16 protein-coding genes are annotated in these 17,002 nt (G+C 71.1%); 3 read left to right on the top strand and 13 right to left on the bottom strand.

The genetic code is table 11. From position 1 onward, the window contains the following. Nucleotides 1–70: 70 nt before the first annotated feature. Both ACIQM0_RS04450 and ACIQM0_RS04445 read right to left on the bottom strand, forming a co-directional pair. Entirely contained in the window at nt 71–1,393 is a 1,323-nt protein-coding gene (locus tag ACIQM0_RS04450; protein WP_401283493.1) for a PhoH family protein, read from the bottom strand. Nucleotides 1,394–1,796: 403 nt separating this feature from the next. Then, entirely contained in the window at nt 1,797–2,558 is a 762-nt protein-coding gene (locus tag ACIQM0_RS04445; RefSeq protein WP_123462424.1) for an isoprenyl transferase, read from the bottom strand. 190 nt (nt 2,559–2,748) lie between these two features. Between ACIQM0_RS04445 and mgrA the strand changes: the two genes are divergently transcribed. Continuing rightward, nucleotides 2,749–3,789: an L-glyceraldehyde 3-phosphate reductase gene (mgrA, locus tag ACIQM0_RS04440; RefSeq protein WP_401283490.1), complete on the top strand. Its 1,041-nt coding sequence runs from the start codon at nt 2,749–2,751 to the stop codon at nt 3,787–3,789. Between the two features lie 339 nt (nt 3,790–4,128). On the opposite strand, the gene ACIQM0_RS04435 is transcribed toward mgrA, so the two are convergent. From ACIQM0_RS04435 to ACIQM0_RS04425, 3 genes are all read right to left on the bottom strand, one after another. Further along, nucleotides 4,129–4,587 (bottom strand): hypothetical protein, encoded by a 459-nt coding sequence (locus ACIQM0_RS04435; protein WP_363030729.1) that lies wholly within the window; start codon nt 4,585–4,587, stop codon nt 4,129–4,131. A gap of 69 nt (nt 4,588–4,656) precedes the next feature. Beyond that, nucleotides 4,657–5,466, bottom strand: coding sequence for a class I SAM-dependent methyltransferase (locus tag ACIQM0_RS04430; RefSeq protein ID WP_401283488.1), 810 nt, complete (start codon nt 5,464–5,466; stop codon nt 4,657–4,659). A 65-nt stretch (nt 5,467–5,531) separates the two neighbouring features. Beyond that, entirely contained in the window at nt 5,532–6,419 is an 888-nt protein-coding gene (locus ACIQM0_RS04425) for a prepilin peptidase (RefSeq protein ID WP_401283486.1), read from the bottom strand. Nucleotides 6,420–6,522: 103 nt separating this feature from the next. Between ACIQM0_RS04425 and ACIQM0_RS04420 the strand changes: the two genes are divergently transcribed. Next, nucleotides 6,523–6,906 (top strand): DUF192 domain-containing protein, encoded by a 384-nt coding sequence (locus ACIQM0_RS04420; protein WP_385034154.1) that lies wholly within the window; start codon nt 6,523–6,525, stop codon nt 6,904–6,906. 109 nt (nt 6,907–7,015) lie between these two features. On the opposite strand, the gene ACIQM0_RS04415 is transcribed toward ACIQM0_RS04420, so the two are convergent. The 5 genes from ACIQM0_RS04415 to ACIQM0_RS04395 form a co-directional block, all read right to left on the bottom strand. Then, complete coding sequence (locus tag ACIQM0_RS04415) at nt 7,016–7,795, bottom strand: hypothetical protein (protein ID WP_401283484.1); 780 nt, start codon at nt 7,793–7,795, stop codon at nt 7,016–7,018. 107 nt (nt 7,796–7,902) lie between these two features. Further along, complete coding sequence (locus tag ACIQM0_RS04410; RefSeq protein ID WP_401283483.1) at nt 7,903–9,108, bottom strand: hypothetical protein; 1,206 nt, start codon at nt 9,106–9,108, stop codon at nt 7,903–7,905. Nucleotides 9,109–9,222: 114 nt separating this feature from the next. Next, nucleotides 9,223–9,615: a hypothetical protein gene (locus ACIQM0_RS04405; RefSeq protein ID WP_401283481.1), complete on the bottom strand. Its 393-nt coding sequence runs from the start codon at nt 9,613–9,615 to the stop codon at nt 9,223–9,225. Then, nucleotides 9,612–9,962, bottom strand: coding sequence for a hypothetical protein (locus ACIQM0_RS04400; RefSeq protein ID WP_401283480.1), 351 nt, complete (start codon nt 9,960–9,962; stop codon nt 9,612–9,614). Before ACIQM0_RS04400 ends, ACIQM0_RS04405 begins: the two co-directional genes overlap by 4 nt. Before the next feature lie 134 nt (nt 9,963–10,096). Continuing rightward, the gene (locus ACIQM0_RS04395) at nt 10,097–11,722 is read right to left on the bottom strand and encodes a Hint domain-containing protein (RefSeq protein WP_401283478.1); all 1,626 of its coding nucleotides are present in this window, start codon (nt 11,720–11,722) and stop codon (nt 10,097–10,099) included. Nucleotides 11,723–12,126: 404 nt separating this feature from the next. Here ACIQM0_RS04395 and ACIQM0_RS04390 point away from each other — a divergent pair, with 404 nt between their 5' ends. After that, nucleotides 12,127–12,717, top strand: coding sequence for a hypothetical protein (locus ACIQM0_RS04390; protein ID WP_401283476.1), 591 nt, complete (start codon nt 12,127–12,129; stop codon nt 12,715–12,717). A 57-nt stretch (nt 12,718–12,774) separates the two neighbouring features. Here ACIQM0_RS04390 and ACIQM0_RS04385 read toward each other — a convergent pair whose 3' ends face one another. From ACIQM0_RS04385 to ACIQM0_RS04375, 3 genes are all read right to left on the bottom strand, one after another. Beyond that, nucleotides 12,775–13,482 (bottom strand): hypothetical protein, encoded by a 708-nt coding sequence (locus ACIQM0_RS04385; RefSeq protein WP_401283474.1) that lies wholly within the window; start codon nt 13,480–13,482, stop codon nt 12,775–12,777. 41 nt (nt 13,483–13,523) lie between these two features. After that, a complete protein-coding gene (locus ACIQM0_RS04380) occupies nt 13,524–16,082 on the bottom strand; it encodes a Tox-REase-5 domain-containing protein (protein WP_401283472.1) in 2,559 nt (852 codons plus the stop codon). Between the two features lie 127 nt (nt 16,083–16,209). Then, entirely contained in the window at nt 16,210–16,803 is a 594-nt protein-coding gene (locus ACIQM0_RS04375; protein ID WP_401283470.1) for a hypothetical protein, read from the bottom strand. Nucleotides 16,804–17,002: the final 199 nt, after the last annotated feature.

The following is a 17,002-nucleotide window of genomic DNA, read 5'->3' as shown; positions in this document are numbered from 1 at the left end:
GCACCGCAACACGGTGCCGCCCGGCTAAGCTCCTTGGCTCGCCGGGCGGCACCAACTGTCCTATCCCGTGTCAGATCTGGCCTTCCTCCAGCATTTCGGTCACCAGCGCGGCGATGGGGGAACGCTCGGACCGGGTGAGCGTGATGTGCGCGAAGAGCGGATGGCCCTTCAGCTTCTCGACCACGGCGACCACTCCGTCGAACCGGCCGACCCGGAGGTTGTCCCGCTGGGCCACGTCATGCGTGAGCACCACCCGGGAATTCGCCCCGATCCGGGACAACACGGTCAGCAGGACGTTCCGTTCCAGCGACTGGGCCTCGTCGACGATCACGAAGGCGTCGTGGAGCGACCGTCCCCGGATGTGGGTGAGCGGCAGCACCTCCAGCATCCCGCGCCCCAGGACCTCCTCGATGACCTCGCGCCCGGCGACGGCCGAGAGCGTGTCGAAGACGGCCTGCGCCCAGGGACCCATCTTCTCGGCCTCGGAACCGGGCAGATAGCCGAGATCCTGCCCGCCGACCGCGTACAGCGGACGGAAGACCATCACCTTCTTGTGCTGTCCCCGCTCCAGCACCGCCTCCAGACCGGCGCAGAGCGCCAGGGCGGATTTGCCGGTGCCGGCCCGGCCGCCGAGCGAGACGATGCCGACGTCCTGGTCCAGCAGCAGATCCAGGGCGATGCGCTGCTCGGCGCTGCGGCCGTGGATGCCGAAGGCCTCCCGGTCACCGCGGACGAGCCGGACATTGCCCTCCGCCGTCACCCGGCCGAGCGCCTTGCCGCGCTCGGACTGGAGGACCAGACCGGTGTGCACGGGCAGATCGGCGGCCTCGGGGACGTACAGCGTCTCCTCTCCGAAGAGCAGGTCCACCTGTTCGGCGGAGAGGGGCAGTTCGCCCATCCCCGTCCAGCCCGAGTCGGTGATGGCGAGTTCGGCGCGGTACTCCTCGGCCAGGAGGCCGACCGATGACGCCTTGATGCGCAGCGGCAGGTCCTTGGAGACGACCGTGACGTCGTACCCCTCGGCCTGGAGATTGCGCGCGACCGCGAGAATCCGTGAGTCGTTGTCCCCCAACCGGTAGCCGGCGGGCAGTACGCCGGGATCGGAATGGTTGAGTTCGACGCGCAGCGTCCCGCCCAGATCCCCGAGCGGGATCGGGGCGTCCAGCCGGCCGTACCGGACCCGGAAGTCGTCCAGCAGGCGCAGGGCCTGCCGGGCGAAGTACCCCAGCTCCGGATGGTGCCGTTTGGCCTCCAGTTCCGTGACCACGACGATCGGGAGCACGACTTCGTGCTCGTCGAACCGGGACATGGCGTTCGGATCGGCCAGCAGGACGCTGGTGTCGAGAACATAGGTGCGCCTGTCGGGCATGCGGCGCTTTGTGCTGGTCACCACGGAAGGACGTACCCCCTCGGACGAGGTTGGGGTGCGACGACGTCGCGGAGCATCCCAAAGGGAGAGGACGGACCGGGCTTCGGCCACCTTGCGCGGGCCGAGCGCCGGCCCTCGACGTCAGCCGCACTGTATGTACGGTCCTTCGTGTGCAAAGGGCCTCCCGGGCGAGCGGACTCGACGCCGCTCACTTGGTGACGACGTCCGCCTGGTTCCTGACCGGACGTCGACCTGTCAGGGGTATTCCCTCGAACACGCGAAGCCATGCCGCCCGGGGTGGGCGGGGTGGGACAGCGGACCGCCCACGGGGTCACCGGCCGGGAAACACCACCCGAACGGTGGCTTCCGCTGCCGCTCCCGGTACGTCAGGGGCGGACCGGGCGGGCGGGCCGCCGGGCGTGTGGTGTCAGCCGCCGTAGCGGCGGTGACGGGCCGCGTAGTCACGCAGGGCCCGCAGGAAGTCGACCCGGCGGAAGGCCGGCCAGAAGACCTCGCAGAAGTAGTACTCCGAGTGCGCGCTCTGCCAGAGCATGAAGCCGGACAGGCGCTGCTCCCCGCTGGTCCGGATCACCAGGTCCGGGTCGGGCTGGCCCCGGGTGTAGAGGTGCTCGGAGATCAGGTCGGTCGAGACGATCTCCGCCAGGTCCTCGAAGGAGGTGCCCTTGGAGGAGTGGTCGAGCAGCAGTGACCGCACCGCGTCCGCGATCTCCTGCCGGCCCCCGTAGCCGACGGCTACGTTGACCAGTATTCCGTCGACCCCGACCGTGTCCTGCTCGGCCTCCTTGAGGACCGTCTGCGTGTGCGCGGGCAGCAGGTCGAGTGTGCCGACGTGGTGGACCCGCCAGCGGCCGTCCGCCACGAGGTCGCGCACGGTGTTCTCGATGATGCCGAGGAGCGGGATGAGCTCCGACTCGGGCCGGTCGAAGTTGTCGGTGGACAGCATCCAGAGGGTGACGACTTCGACGTCGGTCTCGCTGCACCAGCCGAGGAGCTCCTTGATCTTGTCCGCACCGGCCTGGTGTCCCTCGGCGGCCGTGCCGCCGGAGGCCTTCGCCCAACGCCGGTTCCCGTCGAGGATGACACCGATGTGCTTGGGCACCTGGGCGTGATCGAGGCGGGCCTCCACCCGGCGGGCGTAGAGCCCGTACACCAGGTCGCGCAAGTTCACTGAGTCCACCTCTCGGTTCCGTGCGGGCCCGCCCGCCGCCTCGCCCGGGGCTGTCCCCCTGGGGATCGTCGCACCGGTAGGGGGCCGATCGCCCCGCCGTGCCATGGCAGTCCCGAAGCCGCCACATTACTGCGCAGGCGCCGCACCGGCCCAACCCGGCCTGTCACAAGTCCGTGATAAAGAGGGAAACGTGACTGATTCCTCTTCCTATTACCGCGCCGCGGGCACGCGCTACGACTCCATGGAGTACCGGCGCACCGGCCGCAGCGGCCTCAAGCTCCCGGCCGTCTCGCTCGGCCTCTGGCACAACTTCGGCGACGACCGCGCGCTCGACTCGCAGCGCGCCATCCTGCGCCGCGCCTTCGACCTCGGCGTGACCCACTTCGACCTGGCCAACAACTACGGCCCGCCGCCCGGCTCCGCCGAGCTCAATTTCGGGAAGCTCTTCCGGCAGGACTTCGCCCCGTACCGCGACGAGCTGGTGATCTCCACCAAGGCCGGGTACGACATGCACCCCGGCCCCTACGGCGAGTGGGGCTCGCGCAAGTACCTGCTGTCGTCGCTCGACGCCTCCCTCGGGCGCATGGGCCTCGACCACGTCGACATCTTCTACTCGCACCGCTTCGACCCGGACACCCCGCTGGAGGAGACGATGGGGGCCCTGGCCTCCGCCGTGCGGCAGGGCAAGGCGCTGTACGTCGGGGTGTCCTCGTACAACTCCGAGCAGACCGCGGAGGCGGCCCGGCTGCTCAGGGAGATGGGCGTGCCGGCCCTGATCCACCAGCCGTCCTACTCGATGATCAACCGCTGGACCGAGGACGACGGCCTGCTGGACACGCTGGAGGCGGCCGGCATGGGCTGCATCTCCTTCGTGCCGCTCGCCCAGGGGCTGCTGACCAACAAGTACCTGAAGGGCATCCCGGAGGGTTCGCGCGCCACCCAGGGCAAGTCCCTCAACCCGGACCTGCTCTCCGACGAGGTGGTGCGCCGGCTCAACGGGCTGAACGACATCGCGCGCGGGCGCGGCCAGTCGCTGGCCCAGCTGGCCCTCAACTGGGTGCTGCGCGACAGCCGTATGACGTCGGCCCTGATCGGCGCGTCGAGCGTGCGGCAGCTGGAGGAGAACGTCGCGGCGCTGGCCGGTCCGGCTCTGTCCGCAGAGGAGCTGAAGGAGATCGACACCTTCGCCGTGGACACCGCGGGCACCAACATCTGGGCCGGACGGTCCTGACGGACCACACATCGGCGGATGCCGCGCGCCCCGTCTGCGCCGGGGCACAAAAAAACGGGCCGGTCCGTGGGGGGGGGTTACGGACCGGCCCGAGGGGGGGTTTCCACCATAACCCTTCGTAAGTGATGCTGCGTGCATCGCCGCCAAATAATTACTCTCCGAATGTGCGGGACTCCGTTGTGAGCACGGAATACGGGGCTCCGGAGCCCTGGGACCTGCACAGACACCCGGGGGTGTCGCCTTGACGCCGGAAGCGTCCACGAGACATGCACAGGACGTACACATTCCGGCCGCGCGCGGCCGCCGGCGGGGTTCGCGGCGCCCGCCCTCCGCCCGCCGTCAGGTCGCGGACGCCGCGCCCCGGTGGCCCCGGGTGAACCTGATGGCCACGGTGTCGCCGCCGATGACCACGAAGCGGCCGCCCTCGCAGCGGATGACGGCCTCGTGGACCTCGCCCCGCTCGTCCCGGCGCTCCTCGGTGCTCAGCACCGTCCAGCCGCCGTCGGGCGGTTGCGGCAGCTGAGCCATCGTGGCGAACTCCCACTGCGCGGCCGGCACGCACCAGTCGGGGAGGTGCGGCCAGGTACCGGCGCCGACGTGCAGGGTGCCGTCGGAGGCACACGTCAGAAGCACCGACTGGCTGTCGGACAGCAGGAATTCAACGGCTTCCGGCTCGCCCATCCGTCCCTCGGGGCGGTAGAAGACACCGAGGACGCCGACGATCCGTGCGCCTCTGAGCCATTCGGAGTTCCCCTGCCGCGGGCTGCGCGTGGCTTCCTCGTCGCTGCCGACCCTCATGGCCTGCTCCTTCCCCGTGGGCTCAGCGACCAGAGTGCCATCCTTCGGGCGCGGGAAGGGCATACGGTCTCAGAGAAGCCGCGGTTTGCGCGCCTCGATCAGAAAGCGGGTCGTGTGTGCGACGAACGGGCCCTCGTCCTCGATCTGCTGGTGCAGCGCGGCGAGTTGTGTCCGGTACCGCTCGACGGTGAAGCCCGGCACCATCCAGATCACCTTGCGCAGGAAGTACACGACGGCGCCGATGTCGAAGAACTCGGTACGCAGCCGCTCGGGCCGCAGGGCGACGACTTCGAGACCGGCCGCCTCTGCGGCGGCGCGCGCCTGTTCCGGATCGCGTGCGCCACGTACCTCCGGTGGCTGCGGGCCGAGGAAGTACTCGACGAGCTCGAAGACGCTGGCGGGGCCGACCTGCTGCGAGAAGTACGTGCCGCCGGGCGCCAGGACCCGGGCGATCTCGTCCCACCAGGTGGTCACGGGATGCCGGCTGACGACGAGGTCGAAGGCCGCGTCACCGAACGGCAGCGGCGGCTCGTCCGCGTCCGCGACGACGGCCGCGCCGCGCGGGTGCAGCAGGGCGGTGGCGCGGGCGATGTTCGGCGGCCAGGACTCGGTGGCGACGGTCAGCGGCGGCAGCTTCGGCGCGGACGCGAGGACCTCGCCCCCGCCGGTCTGGATGTCGAGCGCGGCGCTCGCCCGGCCCAGCCGCTCCCCCATCGCACGGGCGTAGCCCCAGGAGGGCCGTTCCTCGGTGGCCCGGCCGTCGAGCCAGGAGAAGTCCCACCCGGCCACGGAGACGGCGTCCGCCTCGGTGACCAGGGCGTCGAACCGGGCGCGCCGGGCCGCCTCCGCCGCTTTGATGTCTTCGGGTGTTCCGGGCATACGGCATGGTCTCAGCCCGGCACCGCCACGCGCGACCGAAATAGGGCGAGGTCAGCGGGGCGGGCTCAGGCGGCCAGACCGCCGACGAGGATTCCCAGCAGCGCCCCGGCGATCATGAACGGGCCGAACGGGATGCCCGTCTTGCGCCCGGCGCGGCGCGTGATCATCAGCGCGAGGCCGTACACCGCGCCGAACAGGAACCCGGCGAAGCCGCCGGCGAACACGACGGCCCAGCCGTACCAGCCGAGGGCCACGCCCAGCGACAGCGCCAACTTGACGTCGCCGAAGCCCATTCCGCTCGGGTTGATGAGGAAGAGCAGGAAGTAGAACCCGCCGAGGGCGACACCGCCGAGCAGGGCGGTCAGCCAGGAGCCGCCGTGTTCCGGCAGCAGTACGGCGATGCCCAGGAGGACGGCGGCGGCCCCGGCGGCCGGCAGCGTCAGCTGGTCCGGCAGCCGGTGGACGCGGCGGTCGATCGCTGCGAGAAGCACGGCGACGGGGGCGAGCAGCAGCCATACGGCGAGCTCGGGGCGGGCCCCGGTGGTCGCGGCGACGGCGGCGCAGCCGAGGGCGGTGACGACGGGGACGAGGAGGGTGGGCGCGTAGCGCGGGCCGCTCCGGGACGGCGTGGCGCCGACGGCGCCCGTGTCTGCGTCCGCATCCGTATCCGTATCCGCGCCGGTGTCCGCGTCCGTGCCGGTGTCCGGGCCCGGATGAGTGGCCCCGGCGCCGTTGGCCGTGTGCACGGTGACGGCTGCCCCCGCCTCGGCGCAGGTCGCACAGCGCGTGGGGCCGAGCCAGCCGCGGCCCGGCCCGGTGAGGGCGTGGCCGGCTGGGCAGGCGTCCCGCCACGCGTCCTCGGGTTCGACGGAGAACCGGTAGGCAGCGCGCGGAACCAGCAGTCCGGTCGCGGCACCCCAGAGGGCGGCGACCCCGATCAGGATGGCGTACACATCACCGACCCTAGGCTCCGGGCACACAGCGGTCATGGGCCCTGGGGCCCACCGCACGCCGTTACGGGCCCAGAGGCCATCACGTGGCGCTACCGTCATGGCCATGGCTCGATGGCGCAATGGCACAGGGACACTCACGATCACGGACCAAGAGGGGGAACGGGAGACAGGGATACCGCTGCGGATCGCGGCCTCGTACCGTCACCGGAGCCGTGGACTGCTCGGACAGGACGGCATCGACGGCGCGCTGCTGATCACGCCGTGCGGGAGTGTGCACTCCTTCCGCATGCGGTTCACGATCGATGTGGCCTATCTGGACCGGAAGTTGAACGTGGTGGCGGTCCACACGATGAAGCCGGGACGGCTGGGCCTCCCCCGCCTCCGGGCCCGGCACGTGATCGAGTCGGAGGCCGGCGCGATGGCGAAGTGGGGGCTGCGGCCGGGCGTGCGGGTGGGGATCACGCAGAACGACGCGCCGGCCGGCTGAGGCGGCTCCGTGCAGAGCTCGGTGGAGCTTCCGGTCGTTTGACGGCAACACTGGGCGTGCGCGACGGAAGTACGCGAGAGACACGTGCCCGCCGAGGCCCGCCCTCCGGTCAGGGCAGCTTCGCGGCCTGGGCGGTGACCAGTTCGGCCGGGAGCTCGGGGGTCTTCGCGTCGAGGAAGTTGGCCACGTAGAAGGTGACGACGGTCGACCCGGTTCGTACCAGCTGGAAGACCAGCGGCACCTTGTCCCCCTCGATGCTCCCGGTCACCTGGTAGGCGATGCTCTCCTGGCCCGCCCGGGGCAGGTTCAGCTGCTTGACCTGGGTGTACGAGGAGGGGCCGTCCTCGCTCGACGTCCGGAATCCGCCCGCGCAGGCCTGGACCGCGTCGCGGACCCCGCGCATGAGCTGCTGCGCCGAACCGTCGGGGTGCGAGGTGAGGATCTCGGTGACGACGGTCTGGTCGTCCTTGCCCTCTTGCGACTTGTCCATGACGGTACGGAAGACGGTGGCGGTCGCGGCGGGTTCGGGGGCGCCGTTGATCACGGCGGCCAGGGGCCGGCAGTCCTCGGTCTCGGACTTCTCGGTGCCGGTGTCGTCGCCGCCCTGCATCGGCGTGACCTCGTAGTCCGCCACCTCACCGGTGGTCAGGGCGGCCTTGGCCAGCTCTGCCTTGCTGAGGACCTTGCCGCTGCTGGAGGGGGTGGAGGCGGCGTCCGGGGCGGCGGAGTCACTGGCGGCCGGGTCCGGGGTGTCCGCACCGCTCGGCTTCGCGGACGTGCCGGCCGCCGCGCCGTCCTTCTCGGACGGTTCGTCGGAGGGCCCGCAGGCGACGGCCGCGAGGCAGAGCACTGCTGTGGTGGCCGCCATGGCTGCCGTACGTGCCTTCATTTTCTCCCCGTTCCTGCCCGGCGGACCGCTGCGCCGACGCTCGTCCCCTGTGTACTGCGCACGCTAACAACTGGTGCGCCGCGGATGCGTGGGTCCGTGGGCCCAACTCACGGCGGGCCGGAACCGAGCAGCGTCCATGCCCCGTACGCCGCCGAGGCCGCGGCGAGCACCGCGAGGACCGTCGCCGTGCGGGCCGTGGAGCGCAGCCGCAGCAGCGCGACGGCGGGCGGCAGCAGGAGCGGGAACGCGGGCATCATCAGCCGGGGCCGGGAGCCGAAGTAACCGGACCCGATCAGCGAGATGACGACGACGGCGATGCCGTAGACGAGTACGGGGAGCGGCTGGCGCTGCCGTACGCACAGGTACACCAGCCACCCCGGACCGGCCAGCGCCGCGCACAGCCCGAGCGTCCCGGGCAGCGGAAGGCCGAGGATGAACGAGGCGAGGGCCGCGCCGCCGTCGATGCTGTTGCCCCACTGCGCCTGGACGTCGAAGTAGGCGAACGGGCCGCCCTCGCGCACGGCGACGAAGACCACGTAGGCGAGCCAGCCCAGCGGCGCCAGGACCACCCCGGCCAGCATCCGGCCGTTGCGGCGGACGATGCCGTCGGTGGCGCCGGCCCGGTACTCGCGCACGAGGGCGGCGGCGGCGGTGATCGCGAGGGCGGCGATCAGCGCGGCGGCGGACGGCCGGGTCAGCCCGGCGAGTACGCACAGCGCACCGGCCACGATCCAGCGCCGGGTCAGCACGGCGTACAGCGACCAGGCGGCGAGCGCGGTGAACAGGGTCTCGGTGTACGCCATCGACTGGACGAACGCCGTCGGGTACACCCCCCACAGCGCGGCCAGCACCACCCCGGCCCTCCGCCCGTACAGCCGCGCGCCGACCGCGAAGATCCCCCAGGCGGCCAGGAGACCCGCCACCCACGCGACCAGCAGTCCGGCGCCCGCGAGACCGAGCGGGGTCACCTCCGCGATGCCGCGCTCCAGCGCGGGCAGGAGCGGGAAGAAGGCCAGGTCGGAGTGGATGCCGCCGTCGGCGAGCGTCACGGTGTACCCGTAGCCGTTCTCGGCGACCCGCTGGTACCAGACGGAGTCCCAGCGCTCGGCGAGCAGGTGGAAGGCGTCCTTCCCGGCGCCGGCCGCGGCCACCCAGAAGACGACGAGCCCGACGGCGCGCACGGCAGCGTAGGCGCCGAGCGCCGGGGCGGCAGAGGCGAGGGCGGCGGCGGCACGTCCGCGGACCGGCCGGTGCTCCGGGGGCTGCGGGTCCGCCCCGGAGCGGGTGGCCTGCGAGGAAGGTTCTGCGGACATACGGCCGATTATCTCCGTGCCGGGGTCCTCGGCGGCGGCCGCCCCGGGCCGGGCGCCCATCCCCGGTGGGTCCGGTCCGCCGGGTCGATCACCAGCCGCACGTCCGCGGTCCGGTCACCGGCCCTGACCCGCGGGCGGTGCGGCGAATCCGCGCCGGAGACCGAGAGCCATCATCGCCACGTGGTCGCGGTAGTGGCCGGTCCGCTCCATGAAGGCCTGTTCCGACGGGATGAGCGCGAGGAGGGTGACCAGCAGGGTGTGCGCGGCCCGCAGCCCGTCCGCCGTCACCGGAAGGCCCGCATCGGCGGCCGCCACCGGATCGGCCGCGAAGAGCGCCGGCAGAGTCTCGCCGCCCGCCCCCAGCACGAAGGCCCGCTGCTCAGCGTCGGGCATCTCCGTGCGGAACGCCTCGGTGCAGCGGCGCAGCAGTGCCAGCTGGTCGGATCCCGGCCTCAGCACCCAGCCCGCCCCGTCGTCCGCCCGCAGGACCCGCAGACGCGCCCTCACCCGTGCTCCCCCTGCGTCATCCGCTGTTCTCCGAACGCCCACCGCAGTCGGCCGGCCATCCGGAGCACGGTCTCCCGGAAGTCGCCGACCCGCTCCACGAACTCCGGCTCCGGCCAGATCGTCGCGGCCGGAAGCGTGGTGAGGATCGCGTGGAGCGCGTGCAACTGCTCGAAGGTGAGGGTGAGGGGACCGGGCACCGCGTCGTCGTACGAGAGCGCCAGCTGGAGCGGTTCGTCGAGGGACACGTCGCCGGAACCCAGCACGAGCGCGCGCACGGCGGGGGACGTCTCGTCGTCCGCGAGGGTGAGCGCCGCCCGCCGGAGCAGGTGGAACTGCCCCTCGGTCACGTCCAGCACGTACCGCCCGCCCGGACGGTCCGGACGGTCCGCGCCGTCCGGACCGTCCGCGCCGATCCGCCTGATGCGGACCTCGGCCCGGGAATCCGACCGGGAATCCGATGGGGAATGTGACTCAGCATGCGTCAATTGCGCTTCGCTCCTGCCGTGAACCGGGCCTTGAACGCCGCCTCCGACATCTTGTACCCGTGGATCATCGTGCCGTCCTTGATGATCACCACGCCATTCTCCCAGAGCGCGTCCACCTGGGCGCTCGGATTGTTCGGGTCGGGCGGCCTGGCGTCGTGGTGGGTGAACTTCCGGTTCTTGAACTTCGCCAGGTACTCGGCCATCTTGGTCGGGTCCCCGTTGGTGCCGGGGAGGACGTGGTCCTCCGCCCGCTTGATCCGCTTGGCCGCTTCCTCCGCCGTCTCGCCCGGCTTCGCCTGCCGCATGGTCTTGATGACCTGTGCCTGGTAGTCCACGCCGCGGGCCAGATCGGGCCCGTACTTCTTGTCGATCTTGTCGTAGACCTCGTCCTTGATCCCGTAGTTCGGATCGGGGTCGTAGTCCGGGTTGTCGCAGGGGTCGTTGTTGTGGACCAGGGCGCTGCTTGCGACGCCCACTCCGACGTAGTAGCTGTGGATGCCGTCCACGGACAGGTCGTGCGTGGTGTGCCGGCCGGTGTACGCGCGGGCGGTGAGGACGCGCAGCGTCCCGCCGTCCGCCGTGCGCAGCGTGTCGCCCGGCCCGATGTCGGCCGCGTCCGTCCAGCGGTGCCGGTCGGTGAGCCAGAACGGGTGGGTGTCCGTGGCGTCCAGCAGCGCCGTGCCGGAGGCGGTACGCACGGTCAGCCGGACGAAGGCCTTGTCGTCGTGCGTGGTGAAGGTCCGCGTGATCCGTCGGGCCTGGGTCAGGCCGCTGTACGGGTCCGTGGCCTCGACCCGGTCGCCGACCCGCACCTCCTCGATGGCGATGCGGCGTCCGTCGGCCAGGAGTACCGGGGTGCCCGGCAGGAAGCTGTGCTTGACGGCGCAGTTCGGTGGCTTCTTCTCTTCCGGCTTGTCCTTCTTCGGCGGGGCCTTCTTCTCGCCGTCGACTTTCTTTCCGGCCTTCTCCAGGGCCTTTTCGGCGTCCTTGACCTTCTTGCGGCTCTTGATGAGGCCCTTGAGGCCGTCGTAGAGGTCGCCGCCGTGCTTCTTCAGGCTCTTGATGAGCTTGTAGGCCTTTTTCCACTTCCAGGGCGCCCCGTACTTCGCCCCGAGTTTCCCGACCGCGCCACCGATCAGGCTGAGCAGGACGTTGATGAGGGTCTCCGTGCAGGCGCCCATGTCGCCCTTGGTGATGCAGTCCAGCGCGTCGGTGATGCCCAGCTCGTCGGCGAGGATCTTCGCGAGTTCCTTCGCGGCCTCAAGTGCCTTGTCCCCGTTGGACTTCTCGTCCTTCTTCGCGTCGTCGAGGTCCTTGACGGCCTGGTCGTACTCGATCTGCGCCGGAGACTTCGGCGAACCGTCCGCGTTCCTGTCCGACGCCGGATCACCGTTGCCCGGACGGTTCGAACCGTCCTGTGCCTCGGCGTTGCCGTCACCGCCGCAGTTCCCGCCGCCACCGATCCGGCAGACCTGAACGCCGATCTTCTCCGTCAGGTCCGCGCCGATCCCCGTCGCGACCAACGCGCCGACGACGGCCACGACCACCAGGACCAGCCCCAGGTACTCCAGCGCTCCCTGACCCCGGTCATGCCGCCCCCGGCGCCCGCGCCTGCCGCGCAACCCCAACAACCGCACACCCGTACGCGGTACAGACCTCCGCGACCACCGAAGCGCACGACGACGTAGTTCCCCCACCCGTGTCATCACACGACAGTAACGAGCGGACAGGGCCGGCGTCTTGGGCCCCTGGACCCATCAACCCGGTTCAATCCGGCCCAATCCGTTCCCCGTCCCGGACGCCCGGACTGTTCCCGTTCGCGTCATTCCGGCCGTGCACACCACTGGGAACGCACCGGCTCCACGGCCTCGGCGGCTCCCTCGTCTCCCCTTTCTTGGGCCCGACTTTGGGGCCAACGGCCCAGGTCAACGGGGCTCGCCCGCCGTACGCTCGTGCCGCGCCCCGTGGTCGGGGCATGCCAGGCACAGGACGTGCGAGTGAACGTCGGAGAGCGAGAGGGAGAACCGTGAGCGGTGGCAGCGGCTGGGGAAACGGAAGCACGGGGCACGTTCCTCCCGGGCCCGGTCGCGGCAGACCCGGTGGCAGCGGCTCACTCCTCCCGCTGGCCCGTAGCTGGACCGTCGGCGCCCTCGTCCACCTCATCGCCGGATATCTGATCTCGCGCGGGATCGTCGAACAGCTGGACTCCGACGGGCGGCTCGACGTGTTCACCTGGCGGCTGGCCCTGGTGTACGTGCCCGCCGTCATCACCACCACGCTGGCGGTGCTCGCCGCCGCGCGGGTCCTGCCCGCCGAGCAGCGCTCGTCCCGTCTGCTGTACCCGCTCGCCTCGCTCGCCGTTCCGCTGGTGGTGCTCGGCTACGGATACACCGGTCCATGGGAGGCCGCGGGGGTCGAGGGCGTGCTGCTGCCGGTCGTCACTCTGGTGACCGGCTCGGCCGTCGGTCTGGCCGTCGACCGGCTGATGGAGGACGAAGGGACGCAGTCGCCCGTCCCCGGCTCGTACTCCTGGCGCGACGGCGGCGCCGCCGCCATGGACTACCTGGGGGTCGTCCTGCTCGTCGTGGCCACGGTCGGCGTCGGCAGCAGCATCTGAACCCGACCGGCCGCGCGGTGGGCGAACAGCCGTGCGGGCGGGCGCTCGCTTCCCGCGTCAGAACCTGTCGCGGTCGAAGGGGACGGGGAGCGGATCGAGCGCACCGGCGGCGCGCAGCTCGCGGTTGGCCTCGACGATCGACGCGACGGAGGGTTCCGCCGTACCGCCACGGGTGAGGTCGATGACCAGGCCGCCGGCCGCGTCGCGCGTGTACGTCCCCGGCAGCCCCTCGGGGGCGAGCGCCGCGCGGCCGGGCGAGAGGTACACGGACCGGCCACCGCGCGGAACGGTGACCGAGAGGCCGAACTCGTTGGCCACGGCGTCGTACTCGTCGTCGTTGTAGACCTCGCCCCAGTCGGCGTCCCAGCTCGCGCCGACCGCGGCCATCACCTCTCCGGAGCGGCGCACCAGGTCCACCGACTCGTCGAGTTCCCGCGAACGGAACTTGACGACGAAGCTGTCAGGAACACGGTTCGCCGAACCTCCCGCGTTGATCCACGTCGACACCCGGGGCCGGCCGGGGACGACGGCGGTGCTCAGCGACGCCACCCGCCCGATGTAGTCCGCGTCGGACGCGGGGTTCTGCCGGTCGATGTACGCGGCGACGGCCGACTCGGTGAGCCGGACGGCGGGCGGCGTCTCGTCGTACTCGACCGCCTCGTACCACTGACCGCAGGTGTCACCGTCGATCGCCGCGAGCCCGCGGAGCAGCACGAGCCATCGCTGCGCCAGCTGATCGGGGCTCTGCTCGCGAACACCCCACATAGCGTGCACCACCACATCCAACACGGCGAACCCCTTCGGCCTCACGGCACTACTGGCGTATGGATCACCTTAATGTCCAGGCCTCGGTCCCTGAACATCTTGCCGGCCGCCTTGGCCACATCGGGATCTGCGAAATGCCAGACCAACGGCTTGCCCCGCGCCGCGTCGAGCTGCCGGGTCGCCTGGTCCACCCAGCGCTTCGTGGCCAGCGAAGTGAGCTCGCCGGCCGCCTCGCCGTAGAACCGCGGACCGCGATAACCCCACTTCGTCTCGATGAACGTCTGCTTCGCGGAGTCCCAGCCGTCGAACTCGACGGGCTTGCCCTTCAGTTCGTTGAGCGGGACCTCGTACTCCTTGCCACGCCTGACCCCGGAGATCTGTTCCTGGTAGCGGGCGCCCATCTCCTGCGGATAGGCGTACGTGGCGGGGTTCTTCGCCTTCCACTTCCCGTCGCCGCGGTCCTTGGTGGCGGCGCGCGGGTTCTTGAGCTTGTCGTACCAGGACGGCTTCTCCATCTTCGCCAGGCGCTTCCTCTCCGCCTCCCGCTTGGCCTGTTTGGCGGCCTTCTCGGCGTCGTCCGCGTCCTTGTCCGCCTTCTTGGCGGCTTCGACCTCCTCAGGCGTCGCCTGGCAGTCGCCCTCGGCACGGAACGCGGTCGGCACCACGCGTGACGACGACCGCACGGCCGTGGCCGTGGCTGTGACCGTGGCCGTCGTGACGTGGCCGGTACGGAGGCTTCCCGGACCGGTGGGCGTGTCCAGGGAGGCCGCGCTCATCGTGCCGGCGGCCGGCCGCTCGCGTCCGAGGGGGCCGGCGCCGACGGGGCAGCCCTTGTCCTTGACCTTCTTCCCGGCCTCGTCGGCGTGCTCCCGCGCCTCCTTCGCGGCCTTCTCCGCGCCCTTCACGTCGCCGGCCTCGGCCAGCTTCCTGGCCTTCGCCGCGGCTTCCGAGGCCTTCTGGGCGACCTCTCCCAGCCTGCCGAGTTTCCCCAGCTTGCCGAGCTTTCCGAACTTGCCGATCAGCTTGGCTTCGCCGTACCCGGGGATGAAGAGGGAGCCGACGTTCCAGAGGCCGGTTCCGATCGCCTGGCCCTCGTTGCCGTTCTTCCACATGTCGCGGACTTCGTCGCCGATGAACATGTCGTCCACGACCTTGAGACCGGTGGACCCGGACGCCTTGGTCCAGTCCCAGGCAGCGCCGAAGTAGTCGCCCTTGGACCACTTGTCGCCCGCGCCCTCGGAGTCCTTGCTCCACTTCTCCCCGAGGCTCTTGCCGTAGTCCTTGATGCCGTTCCAGGCCTTGACGGGATGGAAGACCGTGTCGACCGTGCCGGTGACATCGCCCCAGAAGCCGTCCGCGCCCAGGCCCTTGAAGAAGCCTCCGGTCTGGTGGCCGACGCAGGAGAAGAACGCGCCGACGCCGGACGTACAGCCCTCGTCGCCGTCCTTCTTCTCGCCCTGGGTGCCGTCGTAGTCGCCGTAGTCGGCATCGGGACCCGCCGTGGGGTCGAAGTCGTCACCGCCCTCGTCGGCCTCGCCGTACCCAGCGGCCGAATCGGTGCTGCCGCCGGTGCCGGAGCCGCCGCCGCTGCCGCCATTGCTGCCGGAACTACCGGACCCGGAGCCGCCGTTGCTGCTGGAGCCGGTGGAGCCGGAGCCGGTGGAGCCGTCCGGACCGCCGGTACTGCTGGTGTCTCCGCCTGTACCGCTGGTGCCGCCCGACCCGCCGCTGCCGCTGCCACTGCCACTGCCGGTGCTGCTGCCGGTGCTGCTGCCGCCGCCGGTGGGGTCACCGTCCGCGCCGGAGGCCGTGGAACCGCCGGTCTCCGTACCGTCCGAACCCCCCGCGGTACCGGTGCCGCCCGAGGTCACGGACCCGCCCGCATCCGTGCCGCCCGCGGACCCCGTACCGCCGTCGGAGGCCCCGTCGTCACCGGCCACCACCTCGGTGCCGGGTGCGGGGCAGGCGCTGCCGGTGAGCGAGCAGATCGCGCGGTGAACGCCGCCCGTGATCCCGGCACCGATGCCGGTCGCCACCAGCCCGCCGATGAGGGCGACGACGACCAGGACGAGGCCCAGGTACTCCAGGGCCGTCTGGCCGCCGTCCCGGCGCCACTTGATCATCCGAGCGATGCTGAAGGGACGCTGGGGCAGCCGCTGTTCCTGAGGGAGCTCGAACCAGTCGCGTGAGCTCGCCCGGAACAGCGCCACGATCACGGCGACCGGCATCACCAGCTGGGTCAGCCCACGCCCGCCGCCCCCGCCGAGCGTCGCGAGCCCGCCGAGTGCGAGCCACACGTGTACGGCCAGGAGACCGCGCCAGACCCAGACGCCGCCGGCCCGCACGTACAGCGACAGCACGAACCCGGTCACGCTGGGCACGGCCGCGTACAACAGCAGCCCGAACAGCCGGCCGTCGACCTCGTTGACCGACGACGCCACGGTCAGTACACCGATGCCGCCGATGACGGCGAACACGAAGAGTGCCCGGGTCAGCAGCAGCACCGCCCGCAACGGTCTCGGGAGCGGCTGTCGCCCCCGGCCCGCCGGTGTCGCACCGATGAATCCGCCGCCGCCACCCGAGTACGCGAATCCGCCCATGCCAGACAAGACCAGTCCCCCAACTCGCCCTTGCACCAATGCCGTTCGCGTCCCAAGTTCCGAAGGGACCGGGCATCCGTTCCGGCAGGCTACCGCTCTCCCCCGTTACCGCTGTCCCCTATTTACGTCACCTGCTGGGGACTTCACTGCCGTAGACGACCCAAGGGGACTGCTCGAACGAGCTCACCCCGGACAACTGCGGTTGCAGGGAAGCGACTTCCGACCGCACCGCCAGCGTGTCGGGCCAGCAGTCGAAGTACACCGAGCCCTTCACTATGAAGCCCCTCCAGTCGGTCGCCACCGACGCGCCCTCCCGGTCGACCACGAAGCCGATACAGAGCACAGAGGCCCTGCCTATCGCCTCCCGGATCGCGCGGACAACCGTTTCCCGCTCGTCGCGGGTCAGCGCACCGAGGGCGAACTGCAGCGCGACCGTCCCGTCGTCCGTCCGCCGGACCCGCGTGGCGATCGCGGCTCCGCTGCTCACCCAGAGCAGGAAATCGACCTGGTCCAGCCGTTGCAGGCCGGCCAGCAGCACCAGTTGGTCCCTGGTCACCCACGACTGGGTGCCGGGCGGTTCGGCTCCGGGGCTGATGAGCGTGATGCGCCGCGTGGCCGGGTGCGCGGGACGGACGCCGGCCGCCTCCAGGTCCCCGAGCAGCGACTCGGCATCGGGGCGGCTCCAGCCCACGTGGTACGAGTAGAAGAATCCGTCACTCATGACACCGCACCCCATAAAAGTGTGGCCACCCGCTTCACCCGGACACACCGGCCGAGAGGTGACCGCCCTGCAGATCAGGTAGAGCGTGAAGATCCCTGCGCACCGGAGCGCGCCCGATCGGCCGCTCGGTGGCGGTGTCGGACGGCTCGCAGTCGGTCACTCGTGAGCGTAATCAGCCCTGCCGCCCGGGGCGTGGGCC

The organism is Streptomyces sp. NPDC091387 (assembly GCF_044756945.1).
Lineage (GTDB): Bacteria > Actinomycetota > Actinomycetes > Streptomycetales > Streptomycetaceae > Streptomyces.
Note: the sequence above shows the minus strand (reverse complement) of the source record. Positions and strands in the feature narration are given on the sequence as shown.